Genomic DNA, 21,281 nt, shown 5'->3' with positions numbered 1-21,281 from the left:
TCACATCCGGAACAGCGGCGCGCGGCGGCGCTCGCCGGGCGCATACATGGCGGCGTGCAACGCCAGGCCCAGCACGTCGCGGGTCATCGCCGGGTTGATGATGCCGTCATCCCAGAGCCGCGCGGTGGCGTGGTAGGGGTCGCCCTCGCGCTCGTACTTCTCGCGGATCGGCGCCTTGAAGGCGTCCTCCTCCTCCGCGCTCCAAGGCTTGCCGGCGGCTTCGAGGTTGTCGCGCCGCAGGGTCGCCAGCACGCTGGCCGCCTGCTCGCCGCCCATCACGCTGATGCGGCTGTTGGGCCAGGTGAACAGGAAGCGCGGGCCATAGGCGCGGCCGCACATGCCGTAATTGCCGGCGCCGAAGGAGCCGCCGGTGATCAGCGTCAGCTTGGGCACGCTGGCGGTGGCCACCGCCGTCACCAGCTTGGCGCCGTCCTTCGCGATGCCGCCCGTCTCGTATTTCCGGCCGACCATGAAGCCGGCGATGTTCTGCAGGAACAGCAGCGGGATGCCGCGCTGGCAGCACAGCTCGATGAAATGCGCGCCCTTCTGCGCGCTCTCGCTGAACAGGATGCCGTCATTGGCGATGACGCCGACCGGCATGCCCCACAGGTGCGCGAAGCCCGTGACCAGCGTGGTGCCGTAGCGCGGCTTGAACTCGTCCAGCTCCGAGCCATCCACGATGCGGGCGATGATCTCGCGCGCCGGCACCGGCTGGCGCACGTCGGCGGGGATGAGGCCCAGCAGCTCCGCCGGGTCGTGCCTCGGCGGCACGGGCGCGCGCGGCGGCGGCGGCGGCTTGGGCGCGTTGAGGTTGCCGACGATGCGGCGCAGCAGCAGCAGCGCGTGGCGGTCATCCTCCGCCAGGTGGTCGGCCACGCCGGAGAGGCGCGTGTGCACGTCGCCGCCGCCGAGGTCCTCCGCGCTCACCACCTCGCCCGTCGCCGCCTTCACCAGCGGCGGGCCGCCGAGGAAGATGGTGCCCTGCTCGCGCACGATCACCGCCTCGTCGCACATCGCCGGCACATAGGCGCCGCCGGCGGTGCAGGAACCCATGACGGCAGCGATCTGCGGGATGCCGGCGGCGGACATGTTCGCCTGGTTGAAGAAGATGCGGCCGAAATGCTCGCGGTCGGGGAAGATCTTATCCTGGTTCGGCAGGTTGGCGCCGCCGCTGTCCACCAGGTACAGGCAAGGCAGGTTGTTCTCCCGCGCCACCTCCTGCGCGCGCAGGTGCTTCTTCACCGTGAGCGGGTAGTAGGAGCCGCCCTTCACCGTCGCGTCATTGGCGACGATGACGCAGAGCCGCCCCGACACCATCCCGATGCCGGTGACGAGGCCCGCCCCCGGCACCTCGTCGCCATACATCCCACTGGCCGCCAGCGGCGACAGCTCCAGGAAGGGCGCGCCGGGATCCAGCAGATTCTCCACGCGCTCGCGCGGCAGCAGCTTGCCGCGGGCCAGGTGCTTCTGCCGCGCCGCCTCCGGCCCGCCCAGCGCGGCCTTCGCCGTGCGCGCGGCCAGGGCGTCGAGCAGCGCGAGGTTGCGGTCCCGGTTGGCCTGGAATTCGGGGGAGCGCGGGTTGATCATGCCGTCTCCCGGAACAGCTCGCGCCCGATCAGCAGGCGGCGGATTTCCGAGGTGCCGGCGCCGATCTCGTACAGCTTGGCGTCGCGCAGCAGCCGGCCGGTCGGGTAGTCGTTGATGTAGCCATTGCCGCCGAGGATCTGGATGGCATCCAGCGCCGCCTTCGTCGCTTCCTCCGCGGCGAAGAGGATGGCGCCGGCGGCGTCCTTGCGGGTGGTGCGCCCGGCGTCGCAGGCGCGCGCCACGGCATAGACATAGGCGCGGGCCGCGTTGAGCCGCGTGTACATGTCCGCCACCTTGCCCTGGATGAACTGGAACTCGCCGATGCTCTGCCCGAACTGCTTGCGCTCGTGGATGTAGGGCACCACCACGTCCAGGCAGGCCTGCATGATGCCCAGCGGGCCGGCGGCCAGCACCGCGCGCTCGTAGTCCAGGCCGGACATCAGCACGCGCACGCCGCCATTCACCTGGCCCAGCACATTCTCCGCCGGGACCTCGCAATCCTCGAAGACCAGCTCGCTGGTCGGGCTGCCGCGCATGCCCAGCTTGTCCAGCTTCTGCGCCGGGGTGAAGCCCTTGAAGCCCTTCTCGACGATGAAGGCGGTGATGCCCTTGGGCCCGGCCTCGGGGTCGGTCTTGGCGTAGACGATCAGCGTCTCGGCGTAGTGCGCGTTGGTGATCCACAGCTTGGTGCCATTCAGCACGTAGCGGTCGCCGCGCTTCTCGGCGCGCAGCTTCATGCTGACCACGTCGCTGCCCGCGCCAGGCTCGCTCATCGCCAGCGCGCCCAGGTGCTCGCCGCTGATCAGCTTGGGCAGGTAACGCGCCTTCTGCGCGGCGTCGCCGTTGCGCTCAATCTGGTTGACGCAGAGGTTGGAATGCGCGCCGTAGCTCAGCCCCACGCTGGCCGAGGCGCGCGACACCTCCTCCATCGCCACGCAATGCGCCAGGTAACCCATGCCGGCGCCGCCGCGCTCCTCCGCCACGGTGATGCCGTGCAGGCCCAGCGCGCCCATCTCCGGCCACAGCTGGCGCGGGAATTCGTCGGTGCGGTCAATCTCGGCGGCCAGCGGCGCGACCTTCTCGGCGGAGAAGGCGCGCACCGTGTCGCGCAGCGCCTCCACCTCCTCGCCCAGGCCGAAATCCAGCGTGGGAATGCCCGTGTTCGGCAGCATCAGCCCTGCTCCCATGTCTCGCGCAGCACCTTGCGCATGATCTTGCCGGTCGCGGTCTGCGGCAAGGCCGCCACGAAGCGGACCTCGCGCGGGTAGCAATGCGCCGCCAGTCGGCTGCGCACCTGGTCCTGCAGGGCGCGCGCCAGATCCTTCGTGACCGCGTGACCCGCGCGCAGCACCACCGCCGCCGCCACCGCCTCCGTGCGGAGGGGATCGGGCACGCCGAACACCGCCGCCGCCGCCACCGCCGGGTGGCGCAACAGGCAATCCTCGATCTCGCTCGGCCCGATGCGGTAGCCGGCGGAGGTGATGACGTCATCCGCCCGGCCGAGGAAGCGCACGAAGCCGTCCTCGTCCATCTCGCCGGCGTCGCCGGTCATCAGCCAGCCGTCGCGGAACTTCGCCGCCGTCTCCTCCGGCCGGTTCCAGTAGCGCAGGAACATCACCGGGTCGGGCGCGCGCACCGCGATCTCGCCATCGCGGATGGCTACCTCATGGCCCGGCACCGCGCGCCCCGCCCAGCCGGGCTTCGGGGGGAACAGCGCCGCGCAGGAGGACAGCACGAGGTTGCACTCCGTCTGCCCATAGAACTCGTTGATGGTGACGCCGAAGGCCTCCCTGCCCCACTCCAGCATCTCCGCCCCCAGCGTCTCGCCGCCGCTGCCGATGGAGCGCGGCCGGGCCTGCCCGCCCGGCACCTGGCGCATCAGCCGCAGCGCGGTGGGCGGCAGGAAGAGGTTGCGAACCCCTTCGTCGCGGATCAGGCGGAACGCCTCCTCCGGGTCGAACTTCGCCATGCGGTGCGCCAGCACCGGAACGCCGTGGAACAGGCTGGGCAGCAGCACGTCCAGCAAGCCGCCGATCCAGGCCCAGTCGGCCGGCGTCCAGAACAGGTCGCCCGGCTGCGGGAACAGGTCCTGCGGCATCTCGACGCCTGGCAGGTGGCCCAGCAGCACGCGATGGGCGTGCAGCGCGCCCTTGGCGGCGCCCGTGGTGCCGGAGGTGTAGATGATCAGCGCCGGATCTTCGGCCAGCGTGTCGGCGCAGGCGTGGCGGTCGCTGGCCTGCGCCATCAGCGCGGGAAGCTCCTCGGCCAGCAGCAGCAGCGGCCCCGGCGGCACGCGCGCCGCGCCCACGGCATCGGTGATGACGGCGCGCGCCTCGCAGTCGCCGACGCGATAGGCGATGGCATCCGGCCCGAACAGCTGGAACAGCGGCACCGCGATGGCGCCGATGCGGTAGATGGCAAGGTGCGCCACGGCGCAGAGCGGCACCTGCGGCAGCAGCACCGCCACCCGGTCCCCCGCCCGCACGCCGCGCGCCAGCAGCAGGTTCGCCAGCCGCGAGGCATCGCGCAGCAGCGCGTCGAAGGTGATGGCGCGCCCGCCCGGCTCGCGCAGCGCCACGCGGCCGGTGCCGTCGGCCCAGCGGTCGCAGCAGGCGCGGGCAATGTTGAAGCGCTCCGGGATCTCCCAGCGGAACGCCCGCCGCCACGCCTCGTAGGTCAGAGCCACCGCTTGCGCCGCTTGTAGCTCTTGATGTCCTTGAAGGATTTCCGCTCCGCTCCATGCCCGCCGAGGTAGAATTCCTTCACGTCCTCATTGTCCATCAGGCTGGCGGCGGTGCCGTCCAGCACCACCTTGCCCTGCTCCATCACGTAGCCGTAGCTCGCCACGCTCAGCGCCATGCGGGCGTTCTGCTCCACCAGCAGGATGGTGATGCCCAGCTCCCGGTTCAGCTTGCGGATGATGCCGAACACCTCCTTCACCAGCAGCGGCGACAGGCCCATGGACGGCTCGTCCATCAGGATCAGCTTCGGCCTGGCCATCAACGCCCGGCCGATGGCCAGCATCTGCTGCTCGCCGCCGCTCAGGTAGCCGGCGAGGCCCGTGCGCTCCTTGAGGCGCGGGAAGTAGTCGTAGACCATCTCGATGTCGCGCTTCACCTCGCCGTCGCTGCGGGTGAAGGCGCCCAGGCGCAGGTTCTCCAGGCAGGTCATGTCGGCGACGATGCGCCGCCCCTCCATCACCTGGAAGATGCCCTTACGGACGATGTCGTGCGCCTCGGCGCCGTTGATGCGCTCGCCGGCGAAGCGCACCTCGCCGCGCGTCACCTCGCCTTCCTCCGTCTTCAGCAGGCCCGAGATGGCCTTGAGCGTGGTGGACTTGCCGGCGCCGTTGGCGCCCAGCAGGGCGACGATCTCGCCCTGCGGGACCTCCAGCGACAGGCCGCGCAGCACCAGGATCACGTCGTTGTAGACGACCTCGATGTTGTTGACCTGGAGCAGCGCGCCGGTCATCGGCTCACCAGCCCAGCCAGTCGCGGCGGCGCTCCAGGTTCACCGTCTCCACCGGCTCCAGCCGCATGGTGCCGGCGCGCATCAGCTCATCCACGCTGCCCTGCGTGGTGTCGCCGGACACGCGCGCGCGGTAGAGCGCGACGCGCATGGTGCCGCGATGGTCCTCATTGGTGAAGGTGGACGGCACGCAGACCCCCTCGAAGCCCGCCGGCACCCAGTCGCGCCGGGCGTAGAAGCCGTCGCGGATGCGCTCGCCGGTGATCTGGCCGTTGTTGGCGGCGGCGGTGTCCATCGCCTCGACCATCAGCATCGCCGCGCAGACCCCGGCCAGGTAGTGCACGGGGCGGTAGGCATTGCCCGCCTGGTCACTGGTGCGGCTGATGGCGCGGATGTTGGCCATGCCGGGCGCGTCCTGGCCCCACACCGCCGCCGTGCGCACCGGGAACACCACGCCGTTCGCCGCGGCGCCCGCGGCCTTCATCGCGTTCTCGTCCATGCCCCAGACGTTGCCCAGGAACTGCACGTTCACCCCCACCGTCTGGCAGGCGCGCAGCACGGAGATGTTGGACCCCGCCGTGTTGCCCAGGTAGGCGTAGTTGGCGCCCTGGTTGCGCAGCGTCAGGCATTGCGCGGTGTAGTCGCCCGGCGTCAGCGCGAACTGGATGGCGGGCAGCACGTCGAAGCCCAGCTCCGCCGCCAGCGCCTCGCCCGCCGCCTTGGGCGAGTTCGGGTAGGGGTGGTTGGCGCCCATGTGCACGTATTTCGGCCGGCCCTGCTGGCCGCGGCGGTTCCAGTCCTCCCGCGCCCAGATCAGCATGGCGCGCAGCGCGTCGGAGTAGGAAGGGCCGTAGAAGAAGTTGAACGGCGCCGCCTTGTCGGCGCGCGGCGCGCGGCCCGTGGGGTCGGTCAGTGCGGCGGAGTACGAGCCGGAGATGTAGGGCACGCGGTCGCGCGTGTTGAAGGTGATCAGCGCCTCGGTGTCCACCGTGCCCCAGCCCTGGATCGCCACCGGGCGCTCGCGCCCCATCCAGCTCTGGTACTGGGAGATGGCGCGCGGAGCCTGGTAGCCATAGTCCACCGTCATCACGTTCATCTGCCGGCCGCCGATGCGCCGGTTGGCGTTCACCCAGGCCAGGGCGTCGCGCACGCCGTGGCCGTAGGGCACCCCGACGTCCGAGGTGGCGCCGGAGAAGTCGGCGATGTGCCCCACCTGGATGGGCTGGGCCAGGGCGGGATGGAGCTGGGCGGCCCCGGCGAAGCCGAGCGCCACCGCGCCGGCGAGGATGGTCTTGTTCATGGTCGGGACGTCGCCTCCGTTTCTTGTCAGTGACTGTAGGGGTAGAGCTTCCAGTACGCCTTGATCAGCCGCCAGCGCCGGGCCAGCCCGTCGGGCTCGAAGATCAGGAACAGGATGATCGCGGCGCCGATCGCCATCTCGCGCAGGAAGTTCAGCGAATTGCCGAGGTTCAGCGCGCGGTCCAGCGCGCCGCCCTGCAGCCACTGCGCCGCGGTCTGCACCGCCTCGGGCATCAGCACCATGAAGGCGGCGCCCATCAGGCTGCCCATCACCGAGCCCAGCCCGCCGATGATGACCATGGCGAGGAACTGAATGGAGAACAGGATGTTGAACGCCTCCACCGAGACGAACAGGATGTAGTGGGCATAGAGCGCGCCGCCGATGCCGGCGTAGAAGGAGGCGAGGCCGAAGGAGAGCGTGCGGTAGTAGGCGAGGTTGATGCCCATCACCTCCGCGCTGAGGTAGTGGTCGCGCACCGCCACCAGCGCCCGCCCGTCGCGCGAGCGCATCAGGTTCGCCGCCATCACGAACATCGCGATCACCCAGGCGAGCACGACGTAGAAATACGTCTCCTCGCGGTCGAAGCGGAAGCCGAACAGCTCGAAGTTCGACGTCACCCGCCCGGCTACCCCGCCGGAGAACCACTGTGCGCGGGCGAAGAAGTCCTCCAGGATGAACTGCGCCGCCAGCGTGGCGATGGCGAGGTAGAGCCCCTTCAGCCGCGCCGCCGGCAGGCCGAAGAACAGCCCCACCACCGCGGTGACGAGGCCCGCCAGCGGGATGGCCAGCGCCACCGGCACGCCCAGCCCGGCGAAGCCCGCAGAGGCGAAGGCGCCGAAGCCGAAGAAGGCGGCGTGGCCGATGCTGATCTGCCCGGTGAACCCCACCAGGATGTTCAGCCCCAGCGCCGCGATGCCCAGGAAGCCGATCTGGATCAGCAGCGACAGCTCGTAGCGGCCCAGCACCAGCGGCGCGGCGCACAGCATCAGCAGCCCCAGCCACAGCGCCAGCCGGCTGTTGCGCGTGGGGAAGATGGTCATGTCCGCGGCGTAGGAGGTGCGGAAGTCGCCGCAGGGAAGCGGGATGCCGGTGGCCATGGACTGCCTACACCCGCTCGATGTTCTTGGTGCCGAACAGCCCGTAGGGCTTGATCAGCAGGATGAGGACCAGGGCGTAGAAGGGCGCGATGTTGATCATGTTGCCCCAGTTCAGCCATTGCGCGTCCAGGTACTGCGCCAGGTTCTCCAGCACGCCGACGATGATGCCGCCCAGCATGGCGCCGACGATGGAATCCAGCCCGCCCAGGATGACGGCCGGGAACACCTTGATGCCGTAGAAGCTGAGCCCGGAGGACACGCCCGACACCACGCCCACCACCACCCCGGCCACCGCCGACACCACGGCCGAGATCGCCCAAGACATCGCGAAGACCCGCGGCACCGAGACGCCGAGCGACTGCGCCACCTGCTGATCGAAGGCGGTCGCGCGCATCGCCAGCCCGTGCTTGGAGTAGGTGAAGAACCACCAGAACCCCAGCATGATGACGGCGGACAGCGCCAGCGAGAGCAGGTAGACGCTCCGCACCTCCAGCCCCAGCAGCTCGATGCGGTCGGCGCCGAACACCTGCGGGAAGGGCTGGGCGAACACGCCGAACATCCACTTCATCAGCGCCTGGAAGAAGATGGACAGCCCCACCGTGGCCATGATGACCGAGATCACCGGCTCGCCGATCAGCGGGCGCAGCACCACCACCTGCAGCACGATGCCGAACACCGTCATGAAGGCCAGGCACATGGGGAAGGCCAGCCAGAACGGCAGCTGCAACGAGGTGATGAGCCACCAGCAGGCCCAGGCGCCCACCAGCAGGAACTCGCCCTGGGCGAAGTTCACCACCTGCGACGCCTTGTAGATCAGCACGAAGGACATGGCGACGACGCCGTACAGCGCGCCGACGATCAGCCCGTTCACCAGCAGCTGGACCAGCAGCTCCCATTCCATCAGGCGGCCTCCTTCTGCCGGGCGGCACGCTGCACGGTCAGCGTGGTGCGGATGCGGCTCTTGCTGCCGTCCTGGAAGGTGATGGTGGTGTCCACCGGGATGCTGTCCTGCCCGCCATAGATCGCGGCGATGATGTCGCCGTACTTCTGGTTGATGACGCCGCGGCGCACCTTGCGGGTGCGCGTCAGCTCCTCGTCGTCCGCATCCAGCTCCTTGTAGAGCAGCACGAAGTCGCGGATGCGCTGCGCTTCCGGCAGGGTGGCGTTCACCTTGGCCACCTCGGCCTCGATCAGCGCCTGCACCTGCGGCCGGGCCGAGAGGTCGGTGTAGGTGGTGAAGGCGATGCGGTTGCGTTCCGCCCACTTGCTGACGATGGGGAAGCGCACGCAGATGATGGCCGCCAGGTGCGGCCGCCCGTCGCCCAGCACCACCGCCTCCGCCACGTAGGGCGAGAACTTCAGCTTGTTCTCGATGTACTGGGGCGAGAAGCGGGTGCCGGTGCTGGTGGTGGCGATGTCCTTGATGCGGTCGATCACCACCAGCCGCCCCTGCGCGTCGAAGAAGCCGGCATCGCCGGTGTGCAGCCAGCCGTCGCGCAGGTCCGGCGTCTCGGCCACGCCGAAATAGCCACCGAACATGTGGGGATGGCGGGTGACGATCTCGCCCACGCCATTGGCGTCGGGGTCCAGGATGCGGGTCTGGATGCCGTCGTTGAAGGGCACGCCCACAGTGTCGAAATCGGTGCGTCCCGGCGCCTGCAGGGTGTAGGCGCCCAGCGTCTCCGTCTGGCCGTACAGCTGGCGCAGCGGCACGCCCAGCGCCAGGAAGAAGCGGAAGGTGTCCGGCCCCAGCGCCGCCCCGCCGGTGGCGGCCGAGCGCAGGTTGGTGAAGCCCAGCCGGTCGCGCAGGGCGCGGAACAGGATGGCGTCGGCGAAGGCGGAGCGGCCGCCGGTTTCCAGCGCCTTCAGGCCGGCCGCCATGCCGGACTCGAACAGGCGGCGCTTCAGCGGGCTGGCATCCATCACCCGCGCGCGCACCTCCGCGGCCAGCGCCTCCCAGGTGCGGGGGGCGAACAGCACGAAGGTGGGGCCGATCTCGCGGAAATCGGCCATGGTCGTCTCGGGTTCCTCGACGAAGTTCACCTTCATGCGGGCGATGAGGTTCCAGCCCACCGCGTAGATCTGCTCCATGATCCAGGGCAGCGGCAGCACCGACACGTACTCGTCCGCCGGCCCCTTCGGGTCGGCCGTGAGGTAGGCCTCGCAATGCCGCACCAGCGCGCCGGAGGACAGCTGCGCCAGCTTGGGCCGCGCGGTGGTGCCCGAGGTGGTGCACAGCACCGCCACCTCCTCCGCCCGCGTGGCCGCCACCATGGCGTCCCATTCGGCCGGGTCGCGCGCCTCGCCCAGCTGGATCAGCGCCTCGGCGGAAAGCAGCCGCGGGTCGGACAGCTTGCGCATGCCGCGCCCGTCGCTGAACACGATGCGGCGCAGCGCGGGCAGGCGGTCGCCGATGTTGAGCAGCTTGTCCACCTGCTCCTCGTCCTCGGCGAAGACCACCGTGGCGCCGGTGAAGCCCAGCAGGTACTCGACCTCGTCCTCCATGCTGTCGCGGTAGATGCCCAGGCTCCGGCAGCCCAGTGCGTGCGCCGCCACCTCGCCCATCACCCAGTCGGGACGGTTGTCGCCGATCAGCCCCACCACCTCGCCGGGCTGGATGCCGATGGCGCGCAGGCCCAGGGCGAAGCCGCGGGTGCGGCGCTCGTAGTCGGCCCAGGTGAAGGCGCGCCAGATGCCCAGGTGCTTCTCGCGCAGGGCGATGTCCGCCCCATGCTCGCGCGCGTTGCGGACCAGCAGCTTCGGCAGGGTGTCGGTCATGCGGGCACCGCCGCCGGCTCCTCGTCCACCTCGCCCAGGTAGGCCTTGCGCACGTGCGGGTCGGCCAGCACCTCCTCCGGCCGGCCCTCGGCGATGCGGCGGCCGAAATCCAGCACCATGACGCGGTGGCTGATGTCCATCACCACGCCCATGTCGTGCTCGATCATCAGCACGGTCATGCCCCATTCCTGGTTGAGGTCGAGGATGAAGCGGGCCATGTCCTCCTTCTCCTCCAGGTTCATGCCCGCCATCGGCTCGTCCAGCAGGATCAGCTTGGGCCGCAGCGCCACGGCGCGCGCCAGCTCCACCCGCTTGCGCAGCCCGTAGCTCAGCGTGCCGGCCGGCGCCTTGCGGACGTGCTGGATCTCCAGGAAGTCGATGATCTCCTCCACCGCCTGGCGGTGGCGCAGTTCCTCCTGGCGCGCGCCGCCGATCCAGTGGACCATGCCGCGCAGGAAGCCCGCCTTCATCAGGTGGTGGCGGCCGACCATGATGTTGTCCAGCACGCTCATGTGGCCGAACAGCGCCAGGTTCTGGAAGGTGCGGCCCAGCCCCAGCGCCGCGCGCCGGTTGGTGGGCAGGCGCGTGATGTCCTGCCCCTCGAAGCGGATGCGCCCCTCGGTGGGGCGGTAGCGGCCGGAGACGCAGTTGACCATGGAGGTCTTGCCGGCGCCGTTCGGCCCGATGATGGAAAACACCTCCCCCGCCCGCACGGCGAAGGAGACGTCGGTCAGGGCCCGCACGCCGCCGAAGCGCAGCGAGACGGAATCCGCCTCCAGGATGGCGTCGCCCGGCATCGTTCCTCCCATTTCTTGGCCGGGAGGCTAGCCAGGGCTTCAGGCGTTCCGCAAGCGCTTTGCTTCGGCGCGCAGCGCGGCGGCCAGCGGCGGGTCGTCGGTGGCGACGGCGTCCAGCGCCAGGGCGGGGTCCAGCGCGCGCCGCAGGCTGGGCGCGTGGTTGGCGGCCCACACCGACAGGCGCAGCCCCGCGGCCTTCACCTCCTGCGCCACCTCCTCCCGCAGCACGGCGATGGAGACGCCGAGTTCGGTGGCGCCGCAGGCCCGGCACGCCGCCACCAGGTCGGCGGCGCGCATGGCCGGGACGACCAGGTCTTCCACCAGCAGCACGGTTTCGCGCCAGCCGCCGAGGGCCGCGGCCTCCGCCACCACTGCGGGGGAGAAGGACATGATGACGGTGCGCGCGCGGTCGGGCACGGCATGGGCCGCGGCCTGCATCAGCCCGGGATAGGGCACGCCGTTCAGCGCGCGCTTCACCTCCAGCCGCAGCAGCTTGCCGCCGCCCAGGATCAGCCGCGCGGCCTCGCGCAGGTGTGGCATGGCCTCGCCGCCCGCGCCCTTGACCCGCACGCGCCGCAGCGCCTCCCAGTCCAGCGCGGCGACGGGGCCGGTGGCATCGGTGGTGCGGTTCAGCGTGCCGTCATGCATCACCACCGGCTCGCCGTCGCGCGAGGCGTGGATGTCCAGCTCCACCTGCTCGGCCTCGAAGGCGAGGGCGTGGCGGAAGGCCAGCAGGCTGTTCTCCGGCCAGAGGAAGGCGCCGCCGCGGTGGCTGGCGAGTTCGGGGAGCTGCATGGCCGCCGTGTCGCCCCGCGCGCCGCCGCCGGTCAAGCCTCCTCCACCGCGCGGCGCAGCGCGGCGGCCAGGTTGGCCCCGAAGCGCGGCGCGTCCATCAGCGGCGAGGCGCGCATGCGGTCCCGCAGGCCGGCGCGCAGCGTGGCCAGGGCCGGCAGGTCCCGCGCGGCGGCCAGCGCGCGGCGGACATAGGCTTGCGCGTCGGCGGCGCACCAATCCGCCATGCCGAGCGAGGTGAGGTGCGACAGCGCGTGCCGCCCGGCGAAATGCGTGCCGGCCATGGCCACCACCGGCACGCCCATCCACAGGGATTCGCATACCGTCAGCCCGCCGGAATAGGGGAAGGCGTCCAGCGAGACGTCCACCTCGCCATAGGCGGCCAGCAGCTTCTCGTGGCTCGACGGACCTTCGAGGACCAGGCGCCCGGCCGGGATGCCGTCGGCGGCGCACAGCGCGCGGAACTCCTCGCGCGTCGCGGCGTCGCCCAGCGCGTGGGTGCGCAGCACCAGCCGCGCTTCGGGAAGCTGGCGCAGCACCTCGCCCCAGGCGCGGCGCGCGCCGCGCTCCACCTTCTGCAGGTTGTTGAAGCAGCCGAAGGTGACCTGCCCCCGCGCCAGCGCCGGCAGCGGCGCGACCGGCGGCGCATAGGCCGGCGGGGTGTAGCAGACATAGCCATCGGGCAAGCGCAGCAGGCGCTCGGTGTAGAAGGGCTCGAAGCCGGGCGGGGTCTCGCGCCCGTCGGACAGCATCCAGTCCAGGCCGGGCACGCCGGTGGTGGCGGATTGCGCGCCCACCCACTTCACCTGCACCGGCGCGGGACGGAAACGCAGGGCGGCGCAGCGCCCCCCCTCGCCGTGGCCGCCGAGTTCCAGCAGCAGGTCGAGGTCCATGGCGCGCAGCCGGGCGGCCAGGGTGGCGTCATCCAGCCCGGGCGGCAGCTCGTGCCACTCGGCGGCGACGGCGCGGAAGCGGCGCGCCAGCGGGTCGTCATGCGGCCGCAGCGAGGCGACCACCACATCGAAGCCGTGGGCGGGCAGCTGCTCGATGCCGGCCAGGGTCAGCCAGCCCACCGGGTGCCGCCCCAGCCCAGGCGAGAGCAGCCCAACCCGCAGCCGCTCGCCGGGCCGCGCCCGGCGCGGCGGCGGCGCCTCCGGCTGCCAGCGCGCGTGCAGCGCGTCGGCGTGCCGGCGCAGCGCCGCGGCATCCGCCTCCCCCTCCGCATAGGGCCCCACCGCCGAGAGGAGATGCAGGTCCCGCACCGCATCGGGCGGGGCCTGCCTGGACAGGGCCAGCGATTCCTCGTGCCGCCCCTGACTGGCGAGCACGGTCGCGAGGTTCATCAGCAGCACCGGCAACGGGCCGAAGGCCGCGAGGGCGCCGCGATACGCTTCAGCCGCGTCAGCGAGGCGGTGGGCGCGGAACAGCGCGTCCGCCTCGCCGATGCGCAGGGACAGCTTGCCGGGCTCCAGCGCGACGGCACGGGCGAAGGCGTCGGCCGCGGCGGGCCATTCCGCCCGCGCCAGCAGCGCCTCGGCGAGGCCGGCGGCCGCGGTGGCGTCCTCCGGGTTCAGCGCGGTGGCGAGGCGCCATTGCGCCAGCGCCGCCTCGCCCTCCCCCGCGGCTTCGGCGCCCAGGGCGGCGGCCACGGCGCCGGCGCAGCCGGGCCCCTCGCCGACGCCGGCGCGGGCCAGGAGCCGGCCGATCCAGCCCGAACCTGGGCGCGCGGCCGCGAGCGCACGCAGCGCCGCCGCATCGCCGTGCAGCGCCGCGCGCTCGGCCTGCAGGTCGGGGTGGCCCGGCAGCGCCGCCAGCCCAGCGGCCAGCGCCGCATCGGCTTCCGCGACGTCAGGCGCCAGGCGGGCCAGGGCGACATGGGCGGCAGCCAAGCCGGGATCCAGGGCAAGCGCCGCCCGCAGGTGGCGGCGCGCGCCGGGAGCATCGCCGCGACCGGCGGCCAGGGTGCCGAGGCGCAGCTCCAGCTCAGCCTCCTCAGCGCCCATCGCATGGAGGGCGCGCAGCTCGCTCTCCGCCTCGGCCAGGTGGCCGGCATCCATCAGCGCGAGTCCGAGATTGAGCCTCGCCAGCGGGTCTGCCGCGGCGCGGCGCAACGGCGCGATGGCGGCCGCCGGGGCGCCCTGCCGCAGCAGGGCCAGCCCGGCGGCGAGGTCGCCCTCCATCTCAGCCCGCCCGCTCGGCCGCGACCAGCCAGCCAGGCACCGGGGCCCCGGCTTCCAGCCGCAGCGCCTCCGGCCGCAGGATGCGCGGCACCAGGCCAGCAGCGGCCAGGGCTGCGCGAATCTCGGCTTCGTCGTGCCGGAACCGGCCATTGCCGCCGATGCCGCCCGGCCCGCCCGCCGCCTCGCAGGTGAAGGCGAGCACCCCGCCCTCCGCCAGCCGGGCGCCGATGGCCGCCAACACGCGCCCGAGGTCGCGGAAGTAAACGAAGACGTCGGCGGCCAGCACCACGTCGAAGGCGCGGCTCTCCCCCGCCAGGAAGGCGCAGGCCTCCGCCTCCACCAGGTCCGTGTAGAGGCGCTTGGCGCGCGCGACCGCCAGCATGCGCGGCGACAGGTCCACGCCGACCAGCGGCCCGCCCAGCCGGTCGGACACCGCCACGCCGGCCAAGCCGGTGCCGCAGCCCAGGTCCAGCACCGGGCCCAGCCGCGCCGAGCCGTCGCGCAGTCCGGGGCGCAATTCCTCCAGCGCGAAGCGCAGCAGCCCCGGCGCGCGGTAGCCCAGCGCCAGCAGGGATGCTTCGAAACGGTCGGCATAGCCATCGAACAGGTCGCGCGCATAGGCGTGCTGGCTGTCCTCCGCGCCGCCTTCCAGCGCGGCCGAGAGGTGCGCAGCGAAGGCGTCCTCGGGGCTCAGGCGAAGCGCTTGGCGCAACGCGTCCCGCGCCTCCTCCGCCCGCCCCAGTAGCAGCAGCGCCTGGCCGCGGGAGGCGTGCAGCGCGCCGGATGGCCCCTCCGAATCCAGGGCGGCGTCGGCGACTTCCAGCGCGCGGGCCGGGTCGCCCGCCGACAGCAGGTTGCGGGTGCGCGGCGCGCCCAGGCCGCGCGTCTCCACCGCCTCACCGGCCACCAGGGCGTAGAGTTCCTCGGCCGCGGCGAAGCGCCCGGCGCGCGACAGCGCCAGGGCCATGTCGATGCGCGCGCGGGCCGCGCCAGCATCCTGCTGCAGCAGGCCCCAGAACAGGAACAGCGCCTCGTCGTGGCGGCCGGTCTCGGAAAGCAGCGTGGCCAGGACGCGGCGGCCCATCGCGTCGCCCGGCCTCGCCTGCACGGCACGGCAGGCGTCGTCCAGCGCAGCCTCCGGCTCGCGGCACAGGCGGCGCGCCTGGGCGCGGAGCAGCAGGGCGGCGGCGTCCTCCGGTGCGTGGCGCAGCGAGGCTTCGGCGGCGGCCAGGGCGCCGGGGCCGTCCTCCAGGCGCAGCAGCGCCTCGCCCAGCAGGAGATGCCCGCCGGCGTCCTCGTCGGCCAGCACGCGCAGCATGGGCAAGGCTTGCGCGGCGTGGCCCGCGGCGAGGAGGCGGGTGGATTCAGCGGCCAGGCGCTCGATGACGGGAGGCAGCAGGCGGTTCATCGCCTCAGCCCCACAGGCCGCGGGCGATCTCGTCGGTCACGTCGGCGACGAAGCCCAGGTCGGGCGTTTCTCCATCGCATTCCCGCTGCACCGCCAGGGCGAGCGAAGCGATCTGCGCCCGCAGCGGCGCCGGCAACTGGTTGGCGGGCTCGCTCACCAGGTCGAAGACGGCAGACCACAGGCGGCGCGCATCGGCGCCGGCACGGGCGCGGTCGGCCGGCCGTTCGGCCTCGCGCAGGCGGCGCACGACGCGGGAGAACACCTGCGCCTCCATCTGGCGCGGGGTGAGGCTGCGGGAATAGGCGGCGGCGCCCGGGGGCGTGCGGGTCTGGAGCATGCGGTCGTCTCATCCATTCGGGCGGCGCGCGGCGCAGGAGGACGGTCGAGGCGCACGGCCCTTCGAGTTGAATGGTCTGGGCGGCCTCCTGCCAGCCCAGGGAAGTCAACGGATTACTGGAACAGCCGCATCAGGGACTGCGGCGACTGGTTGGCGATGGACAGCGCCTGGGTGCCCAGCTGCTGGCGGATCTGCAGCGCCTGCAACCGCGCGGATTCCTTCGCGAGGTCCGCGTCGATCAGCGCGCCGAGGCCGGATTCCTGGGCGTCCATCCGCGTCTTGTTGAAGGTCACCTGCCGGTCCACGTACTTGCTGAAGCCGCCGATGGCGTTCAGGCCGTCCAGCGTCCCGGTCTGGGCCGAACTCACGCGCCCGCCCGCCGTCAGCGCCGCCACCGCATTGGCGATGGCGGTGGAGGTGTTGCCGAGCAGGCTGCCCGCCGCCGTGCCGTTCACCAGCGCGGAGAGGTGGGCGATGATGTTCGTCTTCACGTTCACGGTGGAGAACTGGTAGATGTCGCCCTCCCCGTTGCGGATCGTCTTGACCCGGGTCTGGATGCCGGCGGCGGTGCCGTTGGTGAGGATCGTCTGCCCGTTGTAGTCCGAATCCGCGAGGAAGTTGCGGATCTGGGAGATCGATTCCTTCAGCGCGGTCTGGTACTGCGAGCGCTGCGACGCGGTGAGGTCGTTGCCGCCCAGCCGCAGCACCGTGTTCCGCAGGTCCTCCAGCGCGTCCGAGACGTTCTCGAGGCCCGAGCGGCCCACGTCCAGCAGGCCCTTCACGCCGCCGAGCTGCTGGTTCGCGGTGTTGGTGGCCGCCATGTCGCCGCGCACGCGCTCCGCCACCGCGAAGGCGGCGCCGTCGTCGCGCGAGTCGGCGACGCGGAAGCCGGTGGAGATGCGCTTCTGCACCCCCTCCATCTCCGCGTTGGTGCGGTTGAGCGACTGCAGCGCGACCATCGCGCCGATGTTGGTGTTCACGGAGTTCAGGGACATCGGGGGTTTTCCTTCGCCTGAGTGCCCCGGCGCTTTGCCGGGCTGCGAACCCTAGGCGGCTGCCGGTTAAGGAAGGGTGAGCGTCAGAACATGCGCTCCGCCCAGGTGCGCGGCGTGCGTGCGTTGCGGATCTCGATGGGCAGGTGGTAGCGGAACGGCCGCGGGCCGACCTTGCGGATGTGGTCCGTCACCGTCGCCAGCCCCTCCTCCAGCCCCATGGTGGTGCGGTAGCCCAGCAGGCGCCGCGCCTTGTCGGCGCTGCACGTCGCCAGCTTCACCTCCTGCGGGCGGTCGGGCACGTGGATGGGCTCGCCGGCGAAGTTGGTCAGCTTCGCCAGGATGCCAGCCAGCCGGTTGATGGACACGAACTCCTCGTCCGGGCCGATGTTCACCACCTCGCCCAGCGCGCGGTCGCCGAAGCCCATGGCCAGCAGGCAGGACAGGCAATCCTCGACGTGGGAGAAGCAGCGGCGCTGCTCGCCGTCGCCGTAGATGATCGGCGCGCGGCCCTGCAGCATCAGGTTGGCCATGATGGAGGCGACGTTGCGGTAGGGGTCGTCGAACTTCTGCCGCGGGCCGATGATGTTGTGCGGCACGGCCACCGCCCATTCCACCCCGTGCACGGCGCACAGGTTGCGCAGCGCATCCTCCGCGCAGAGCTTGGCAATGCCGTAGGGGTCCTGCGGGCGCGGCGTCGCCGCCTCGGCGAAGGGGACCGGCGCTGCGCCGTAGCGCGCCATGGAGGAGCAGAACACGATGCGCCGCGCCCCGTTGGCGATGGCGGCGGAGAACAGCGACACGCTGCCGCTGACCACGTTGTCCATCACCAGCGCCGGCGAGAACACCGACAGCCCCTCATAGGCGGTGGCGGCGCAGTGGAACACCAGCTCGCACCCCTCCGTCACCCGGCGCATGGCGTGGTGGTCGCGGCAGTCCATCTGGTGGAACTCGGCGGCTGGCGGGACGTGCAGCAGCTCGCCCCCCAGCAGGGTGTCGCACCCCGCCACCTGGTGCCCCATCGCCAGGATGCGCTCGGCGAGGTGGGAGCCGAGGAAGCCGGCGATGCCGCTGACGAAAACCTTCATGGATGCCGCCCCCTAGCCGGTGATGCGGGCGCGCAGCGCCTGCCCGCCCTTGTTGAACAGGCGCTCCACCACGATGCCGGCGAAGCCCAGCATGCCGGCGATGGCGCGCAGCTTGCCCTCGGTGTAGGCGGAGCGATGGAACTGGCCCGGACCGTTCTGGTTCCCAAAGAACATGGTCTGCAGGATGGACCAGCGCTGCCCGAGGTCCCGGCCGGCGCCGAAGTAGTGGTCGGCGTGGCCGGTGCGGTAGAAGGCGCGGAACTCGTCCTGCGCCGCCAGGAAGGTGGCGCAGACCCATTCGAAGTCCGGCACCTCGATTTCCAGCAGGCCGCCGGGCGCCAGCAGGCGGCGGCATTCCCGCCACAGCCGTTCCTCCTCCGCGAAGGCGAAGTGCTCGAAGACGTGCTCGGCCAGGATGTGGGTCGCGCTGCCATCGGCGAAGGGCAGCGCCAGCACGTCCAGGTCGGTGCGCACGCCGGGCGCGCGCGCCACGCTGTCCAGGTTCACCCAGCCCTCCAGCACGCGGGGGCCGCAGCCGATGTGCAGCTTCATGCCGCCAGCCTCCGCGCCGGGGGCCGGGCCTGCGGCAGGGCTGCCGCCACCGCCGCCTGCGCCGCCCGCAGCGCCGGGCCGGGCGGGGCGGCGAAGGCGCAGCGCTCGGTCAGCTCCAGCAGGTGCAGCAGCAGCTTCGTGGCCACGCCGCGCATCCCGGCCTCGGCGTGTTCCATCGCCCAGGGGATGGCGTCGGCAACGAAGGCCGCCAGGCGTGCCGCATCGGCGGCCAGCAGGTCGTCCCACCGCCTTCCCAGCACGTCGCGCGCGGATTCGATCAGGGCGGCGCAGTCGCCCTCAGGCAGCCGGGCGAGGGCAAAGGTTTCCACATGGGCCCACACGCAGGTGGCGACCGGGCAGATGCCGGAGAAGTCCGCCAGCGCCTCGGACGCCGCGCGGCGGCGCGACCAGGGCAACGCGGCGTTGCGCGCCAGCACCGACAGGCCGGCCTGCCCGCCGCGGCGGCGGAACAGCACCTCCGGCACGTGGCGGATGTGGCCGTGCAGCGCGATGTCGGCCAGGAAGGCGTGGTCCCAGCCGCCGCATTCGCGCGGGGCCAGGGCGGCGTCCACCGCCGCGCGGCGGTAGATGCCCCAGAAGGCCGGCGCCTCGGTGTAGCGGGCCATGACGTGTCGTGCCCGCGCCAGCGGCCCGCCCTCCGGCGTGTCCAGCCGGGTGGCCGCCGGCACCGTGCGCAGCACGGCGCCGTCCATGTCGGTGGTGACCGCCGCGGCGTGGCACATGGCCGCCGCCGGCTCGGCCAGCAGCCGGTCCATCAGGGCTTCCATGAAGCGCGGCTCGATCACGTCGTCCGCGCTCTTGGGCATCACGAAATCGGCGTCGCCCTCGACGAAGGCGCGGCGATAGGCGCCGACGATGCCCTGGTTGGCGCGGTGGCGCTTGACGCGGATGCGAGGGTCCCGCGCGGCCCAGGCCGCGGCGATGGCCGGCCCGCCATCGGTGCTGCCGTCATCCAGCAGCGTCAGCCGCCAATGCGTCCAGGTCTGGCGCGCGACGGCAGCGATGGCCTCATCCAGCGTCGCTTCCGCGCCGTGGAAGAGGAGGTTGACGTCAACCAGTGGCGGATTTTCCGCCGGGCGAATGTCCATCGGGGTGCAGGCTCCGGGCTTCGCGCCCAGACTGCACCCCGGATGGTTAACGGTACCCTAAGCGGTCAGATGTCCGCATACACATGCGTCTCGGCCTTGGCGCCGGGCTGGGTCACCGCGCCGTGGCGGGCCGGGCCGACCGTCTGGGCGTACTTCCACAGCGCGCCGCTGTTGAAGTTGTGCGCCCGCGGCTTCCACTCCGCGCGCCGCTTCGCCAGCTCCTCCTCCGGCAACGCCACGTCGATGGTGCCCTTCTCGGCGTCGATGACGATGCGGTCGCCGTTGCGCAGCAGGCCGATCGGCCCGCCCACCGCCGCCTCCGGCCCGACATGGCCGATGCAGAAGCCGCGCGTGGCGCCGCTGAACCGCCCATCGGTGATCAGCGCCACCTTGTCGCCCATCCCCTGCCCGTAGAGCGCGGAGGTGGTGGACAGCATCTCGCGCATGCCCGGCCCGCCCTTCGGCCCCTCGTAGCGGATGACGATGACGTCGCCGGGCTTGTAGGCGCGGGCCTCCACGGCGGCGAAGGCGTCCTCCTCGCAGTCGAAGCACAGCGCCGTGCCCTCGAAGCGCAGCTTCTCCATGCCGGCGATCTTCACGATGGCGCCGTCGGGCGCCAGGTTGCCGCACAGGCTGACCACGCCGCCGATCCTGGAGATGGGGCTGGAGACGGGGCGCACCACGTCCTGGTCGGTCGGGAAGACGATTTCGGCGTGGTTCTCGGCCAGCGTCCTGCCCGTCACGGTCAGGCAGTCGCCGTGCAGCAGCCCGCCCTCCAGCAGCGCCTTGATGATGACCGGCACGCCGCCGATGTTGTGCACGTCCTGCGCCACGTAGCGCCCGCCGGGCTTCAGGTCGGCGATGTGCGGCGTGTCGCGCATCAGCCGGGCCACCTCCTCCAGCGGGAAGTCGATGCCGGCCTCATGCGCGATGGCGGGCAGGTGCAGCGCGGCGTTGGTGGAGCCGCCGGTGGCGCCCACGATGCGCGCCGCGTTCTCCAGCGCCTTGCGGGTGACGATGTCGCGCGGGCGGATGCCGCGCTTGATCAGTTCCACCACCTGCGCGCCGGACTTGTAAGCCCACTGGTCGCGCTCCTCGTCCGGCGCGGGGGCGCCGGCGGAATGCGGCAGCGCGAGGCCGATCACCTCGCTGATGCAGGCCATGGTGTTGGCGGTGAACTGGCCGCCGCAGGCGCCCGCACCGGGGCAGGCGTGCTGCTCCAGCTCCTCCAGCTCGGCATCGGTCATGTTGCCGGCCGCATGGGTGCCCACCGCCTCGAACACGTCGAGCACCGTCACGTCCTTGCCGCGGAACTTCCCGGGCTTGATGGAACCGCCATACAGGAAGACGCTGGGCACGTTCAGGCGCAGCATCACCATCATCATCCCCGGCAGCGTCTTGTCGCAGCCGGCCAGACCCACCATCGCGTCGTAGCAATGGCCGCGCATGGTCAGCTCCACGCTATCGGCGATGACTTCGCGCGAAACCAGGGAGGCCTTCATGCCCTGGTGGCCCATGGCGATGCCGTCGGTCACCGTGATGGTGGTGAACTCGCGCGGCGCGGCGCCGGCGGCGGCGACGCCGCGCTTGGCGGCCTGCGCCTGGCGGTTCAGCGCGATGTTGCAGGGCGCGGCCTCGTTCCAGCAGGTGGCGACGCCCACCAGCGGCGAGGCGATCTCCTCCTTCGTCATGCCCATCGCGTAGTAGTAGGAGCGGTGCGGCGCGCGCTCGGGGCCGATGCTGACATGGCGGCTCGGCAGCCTGGACTTGTCCCACTGGTGCGTCATTGGCGTCGT

18 protein-coding genes are annotated in these 21,281 nt (G+C 71.9%); all 18 read right to left on the bottom strand.

The window, feature by feature from the left end:
* Window positions 1-1,587: a carboxyl transferase domain-containing protein gene (locus ACI6QG_RS01920; protein ID WP_407022866.1), complete on the bottom strand. Its 1,587-nt coding sequence runs from the start codon at window positions 1,585-1,587 to the stop codon at window positions 1-3.
* On the bottom strand, window positions 1,584-2,759 hold the full coding sequence (locus tag ACI6QG_RS01915) for an isovaleryl-CoA dehydrogenase (RefSeq protein ID WP_407022865.1): 1,176 nt from the start codon (window positions 2,757-2,759) through the stop codon (window positions 1,584-1,586). Before ACI6QG_RS01915 ends, ACI6QG_RS01920 begins: the two co-directional genes overlap by 4 nt.
* A complete protein-coding gene (locus ACI6QG_RS01910; protein WP_407022864.1) occupies window positions 2,759-4,273 on the bottom strand; it encodes an AMP-binding protein in 1,515 nt (504 codons plus the stop codon). Before ACI6QG_RS01910 ends, ACI6QG_RS01915 begins: the two co-directional genes overlap by 1 nt.
* Window positions 4,264-5,058 carry an ABC transporter ATP-binding protein gene (locus ACI6QG_RS01905; protein ID WP_407022863.1) on the bottom strand — a complete coding sequence of 265 codons (795 nt, stop codon included), beginning with the start codon at window positions 5,056-5,058 and terminating at the stop codon, window positions 4,264-4,266. Before ACI6QG_RS01905 ends, ACI6QG_RS01910 begins: the two co-directional genes overlap by 10 nt.
* A gap of 4 nt (window positions 5,059-5,062) precedes the next feature.
* On the bottom strand, window positions 5,063-6,355 hold the full coding sequence (locus ACI6QG_RS01900; protein WP_407022862.1) for an ABC transporter substrate-binding protein: 1,293 nt from the start codon (window positions 6,353-6,355) through the stop codon (window positions 5,063-5,065).
* Between the two features lie 26 nt (window positions 6,356-6,381).
* Window positions 6,382-7,452, bottom strand: coding sequence for a branched-chain amino acid ABC transporter permease (locus tag ACI6QG_RS01895; RefSeq protein WP_407022861.1), 1,071 nt, complete (start codon window positions 7,450-7,452; stop codon window positions 6,382-6,384).
* Window positions 7,453-7,459: 7 nt separating this feature from the next.
* Window positions 7,460-8,353, bottom strand: a complete 894-nt coding sequence (locus ACI6QG_RS01890; RefSeq protein ID WP_407022860.1) for a branched-chain amino acid ABC transporter permease — start codon at window positions 8,351-8,353, stop codon at window positions 7,460-7,462.
* Window positions 8,353-10,230 (bottom strand): AMP-binding protein, encoded by a 1,878-nt coding sequence (locus tag ACI6QG_RS01885; RefSeq protein WP_407022859.1) that lies wholly within the window; start codon window positions 10,228-10,230, stop codon window positions 8,353-8,355. The genes ACI6QG_RS01890 and ACI6QG_RS01885 overlap by 1 nt, the downstream gene beginning before the upstream one ends.
* Window positions 10,227-11,027 carry an ABC transporter ATP-binding protein gene (locus tag ACI6QG_RS01880; RefSeq protein WP_407022858.1) on the bottom strand — a complete coding sequence of 267 codons (801 nt, stop codon included), beginning with the start codon at window positions 11,025-11,027 and terminating at the stop codon, window positions 10,227-10,229. The genes ACI6QG_RS01885 and ACI6QG_RS01880 overlap by 4 nt, the downstream gene beginning before the upstream one ends.
* 39 nt (window positions 11,028-11,066) lie before the next feature.
* On the bottom strand, window positions 11,067-11,858 hold the full coding sequence (locus ACI6QG_RS01875) for a glycerophosphodiester phosphodiesterase (protein WP_407022857.1): 792 nt from the start codon (window positions 11,856-11,858) through the stop codon (window positions 11,067-11,069).
* On the bottom strand, window positions 11,855-13,999 hold the full coding sequence (locus tag ACI6QG_RS01870) for a tetratricopeptide repeat protein (protein WP_407022856.1): 2,145 nt from the start codon (window positions 13,997-13,999) through the stop codon (window positions 11,855-11,857). Before ACI6QG_RS01870 ends, ACI6QG_RS01875 begins: the two co-directional genes overlap by 4 nt.
* A gap of 1 nt (window position 14,000) precedes the next feature.
* The gene (locus tag ACI6QG_RS01865) at window positions 14,001-15,407 is read right to left on the bottom strand and encodes a methyltransferase domain-containing protein (RefSeq protein ID WP_407022855.1); all 1,407 of its coding nucleotides are present in this window, start codon (window positions 15,405-15,407) and stop codon (window positions 14,001-14,003) included.
* Between the two features lie 4 nt (window positions 15,408-15,411).
* Entirely contained in the window at window positions 15,412-15,744 is a 333-nt protein-coding gene (locus ACI6QG_RS01860; RefSeq protein ID WP_407022854.1) for a flagellar biosynthesis regulator FlaF, read from the bottom strand.
* 113 nt (window positions 15,745-15,857) lie between these two features.
* Window positions 15,858-16,739, bottom strand: coding sequence for a flagellin (locus tag ACI6QG_RS01855; protein WP_407022853.1), 882 nt, complete (start codon window positions 16,737-16,739; stop codon window positions 15,858-15,860).
* A gap of 83 nt (window positions 16,740-16,822) precedes the next feature.
* A complete protein-coding gene (locus ACI6QG_RS01850; RefSeq protein WP_407022852.1) occupies window positions 16,823-17,824 on the bottom strand; it encodes an NAD-dependent epimerase/dehydratase family protein in 1,002 nt (333 codons plus the stop codon).
* Between the two features lie 12 nt (window positions 17,825-17,836).
* Window positions 17,837-18,376 (bottom strand): class I SAM-dependent methyltransferase, encoded by a 540-nt coding sequence (locus ACI6QG_RS01845; RefSeq protein ID WP_407022851.1) that lies wholly within the window; start codon window positions 18,374-18,376, stop codon window positions 17,837-17,839.
* Window positions 18,373-19,485 (bottom strand): glycosyltransferase family 2 protein, encoded by a 1,113-nt coding sequence (locus tag ACI6QG_RS01840; protein ID WP_407022850.1) that lies wholly within the window; start codon window positions 19,483-19,485, stop codon window positions 18,373-18,375. Before ACI6QG_RS01840 ends, ACI6QG_RS01845 begins: the two co-directional genes overlap by 4 nt.
* Before the next feature lie 65 nt (window positions 19,486-19,550).
* Complete coding sequence (ilvD, locus tag ACI6QG_RS01835) at window positions 19,551-21,272, bottom strand: dihydroxy-acid dehydratase (protein WP_407022849.1); 1,722 nt, start codon at window positions 21,270-21,272, stop codon at window positions 19,551-19,553.
* Window positions 21,273-21,281: the final 9 nt, after the last annotated feature.

The sequence above is a fragment of the Sabulicella flocculans genome, from assembly GCF_045449635.1.
In the GTDB taxonomy this organism is placed as follows: Bacteria; Pseudomonadota; Alphaproteobacteria; order Acetobacterales; family Acetobacteraceae; genus Roseococcus.
Note: the sequence above shows the minus strand (reverse complement) of the source record. Positions and strands in the feature narration are given on the sequence as shown.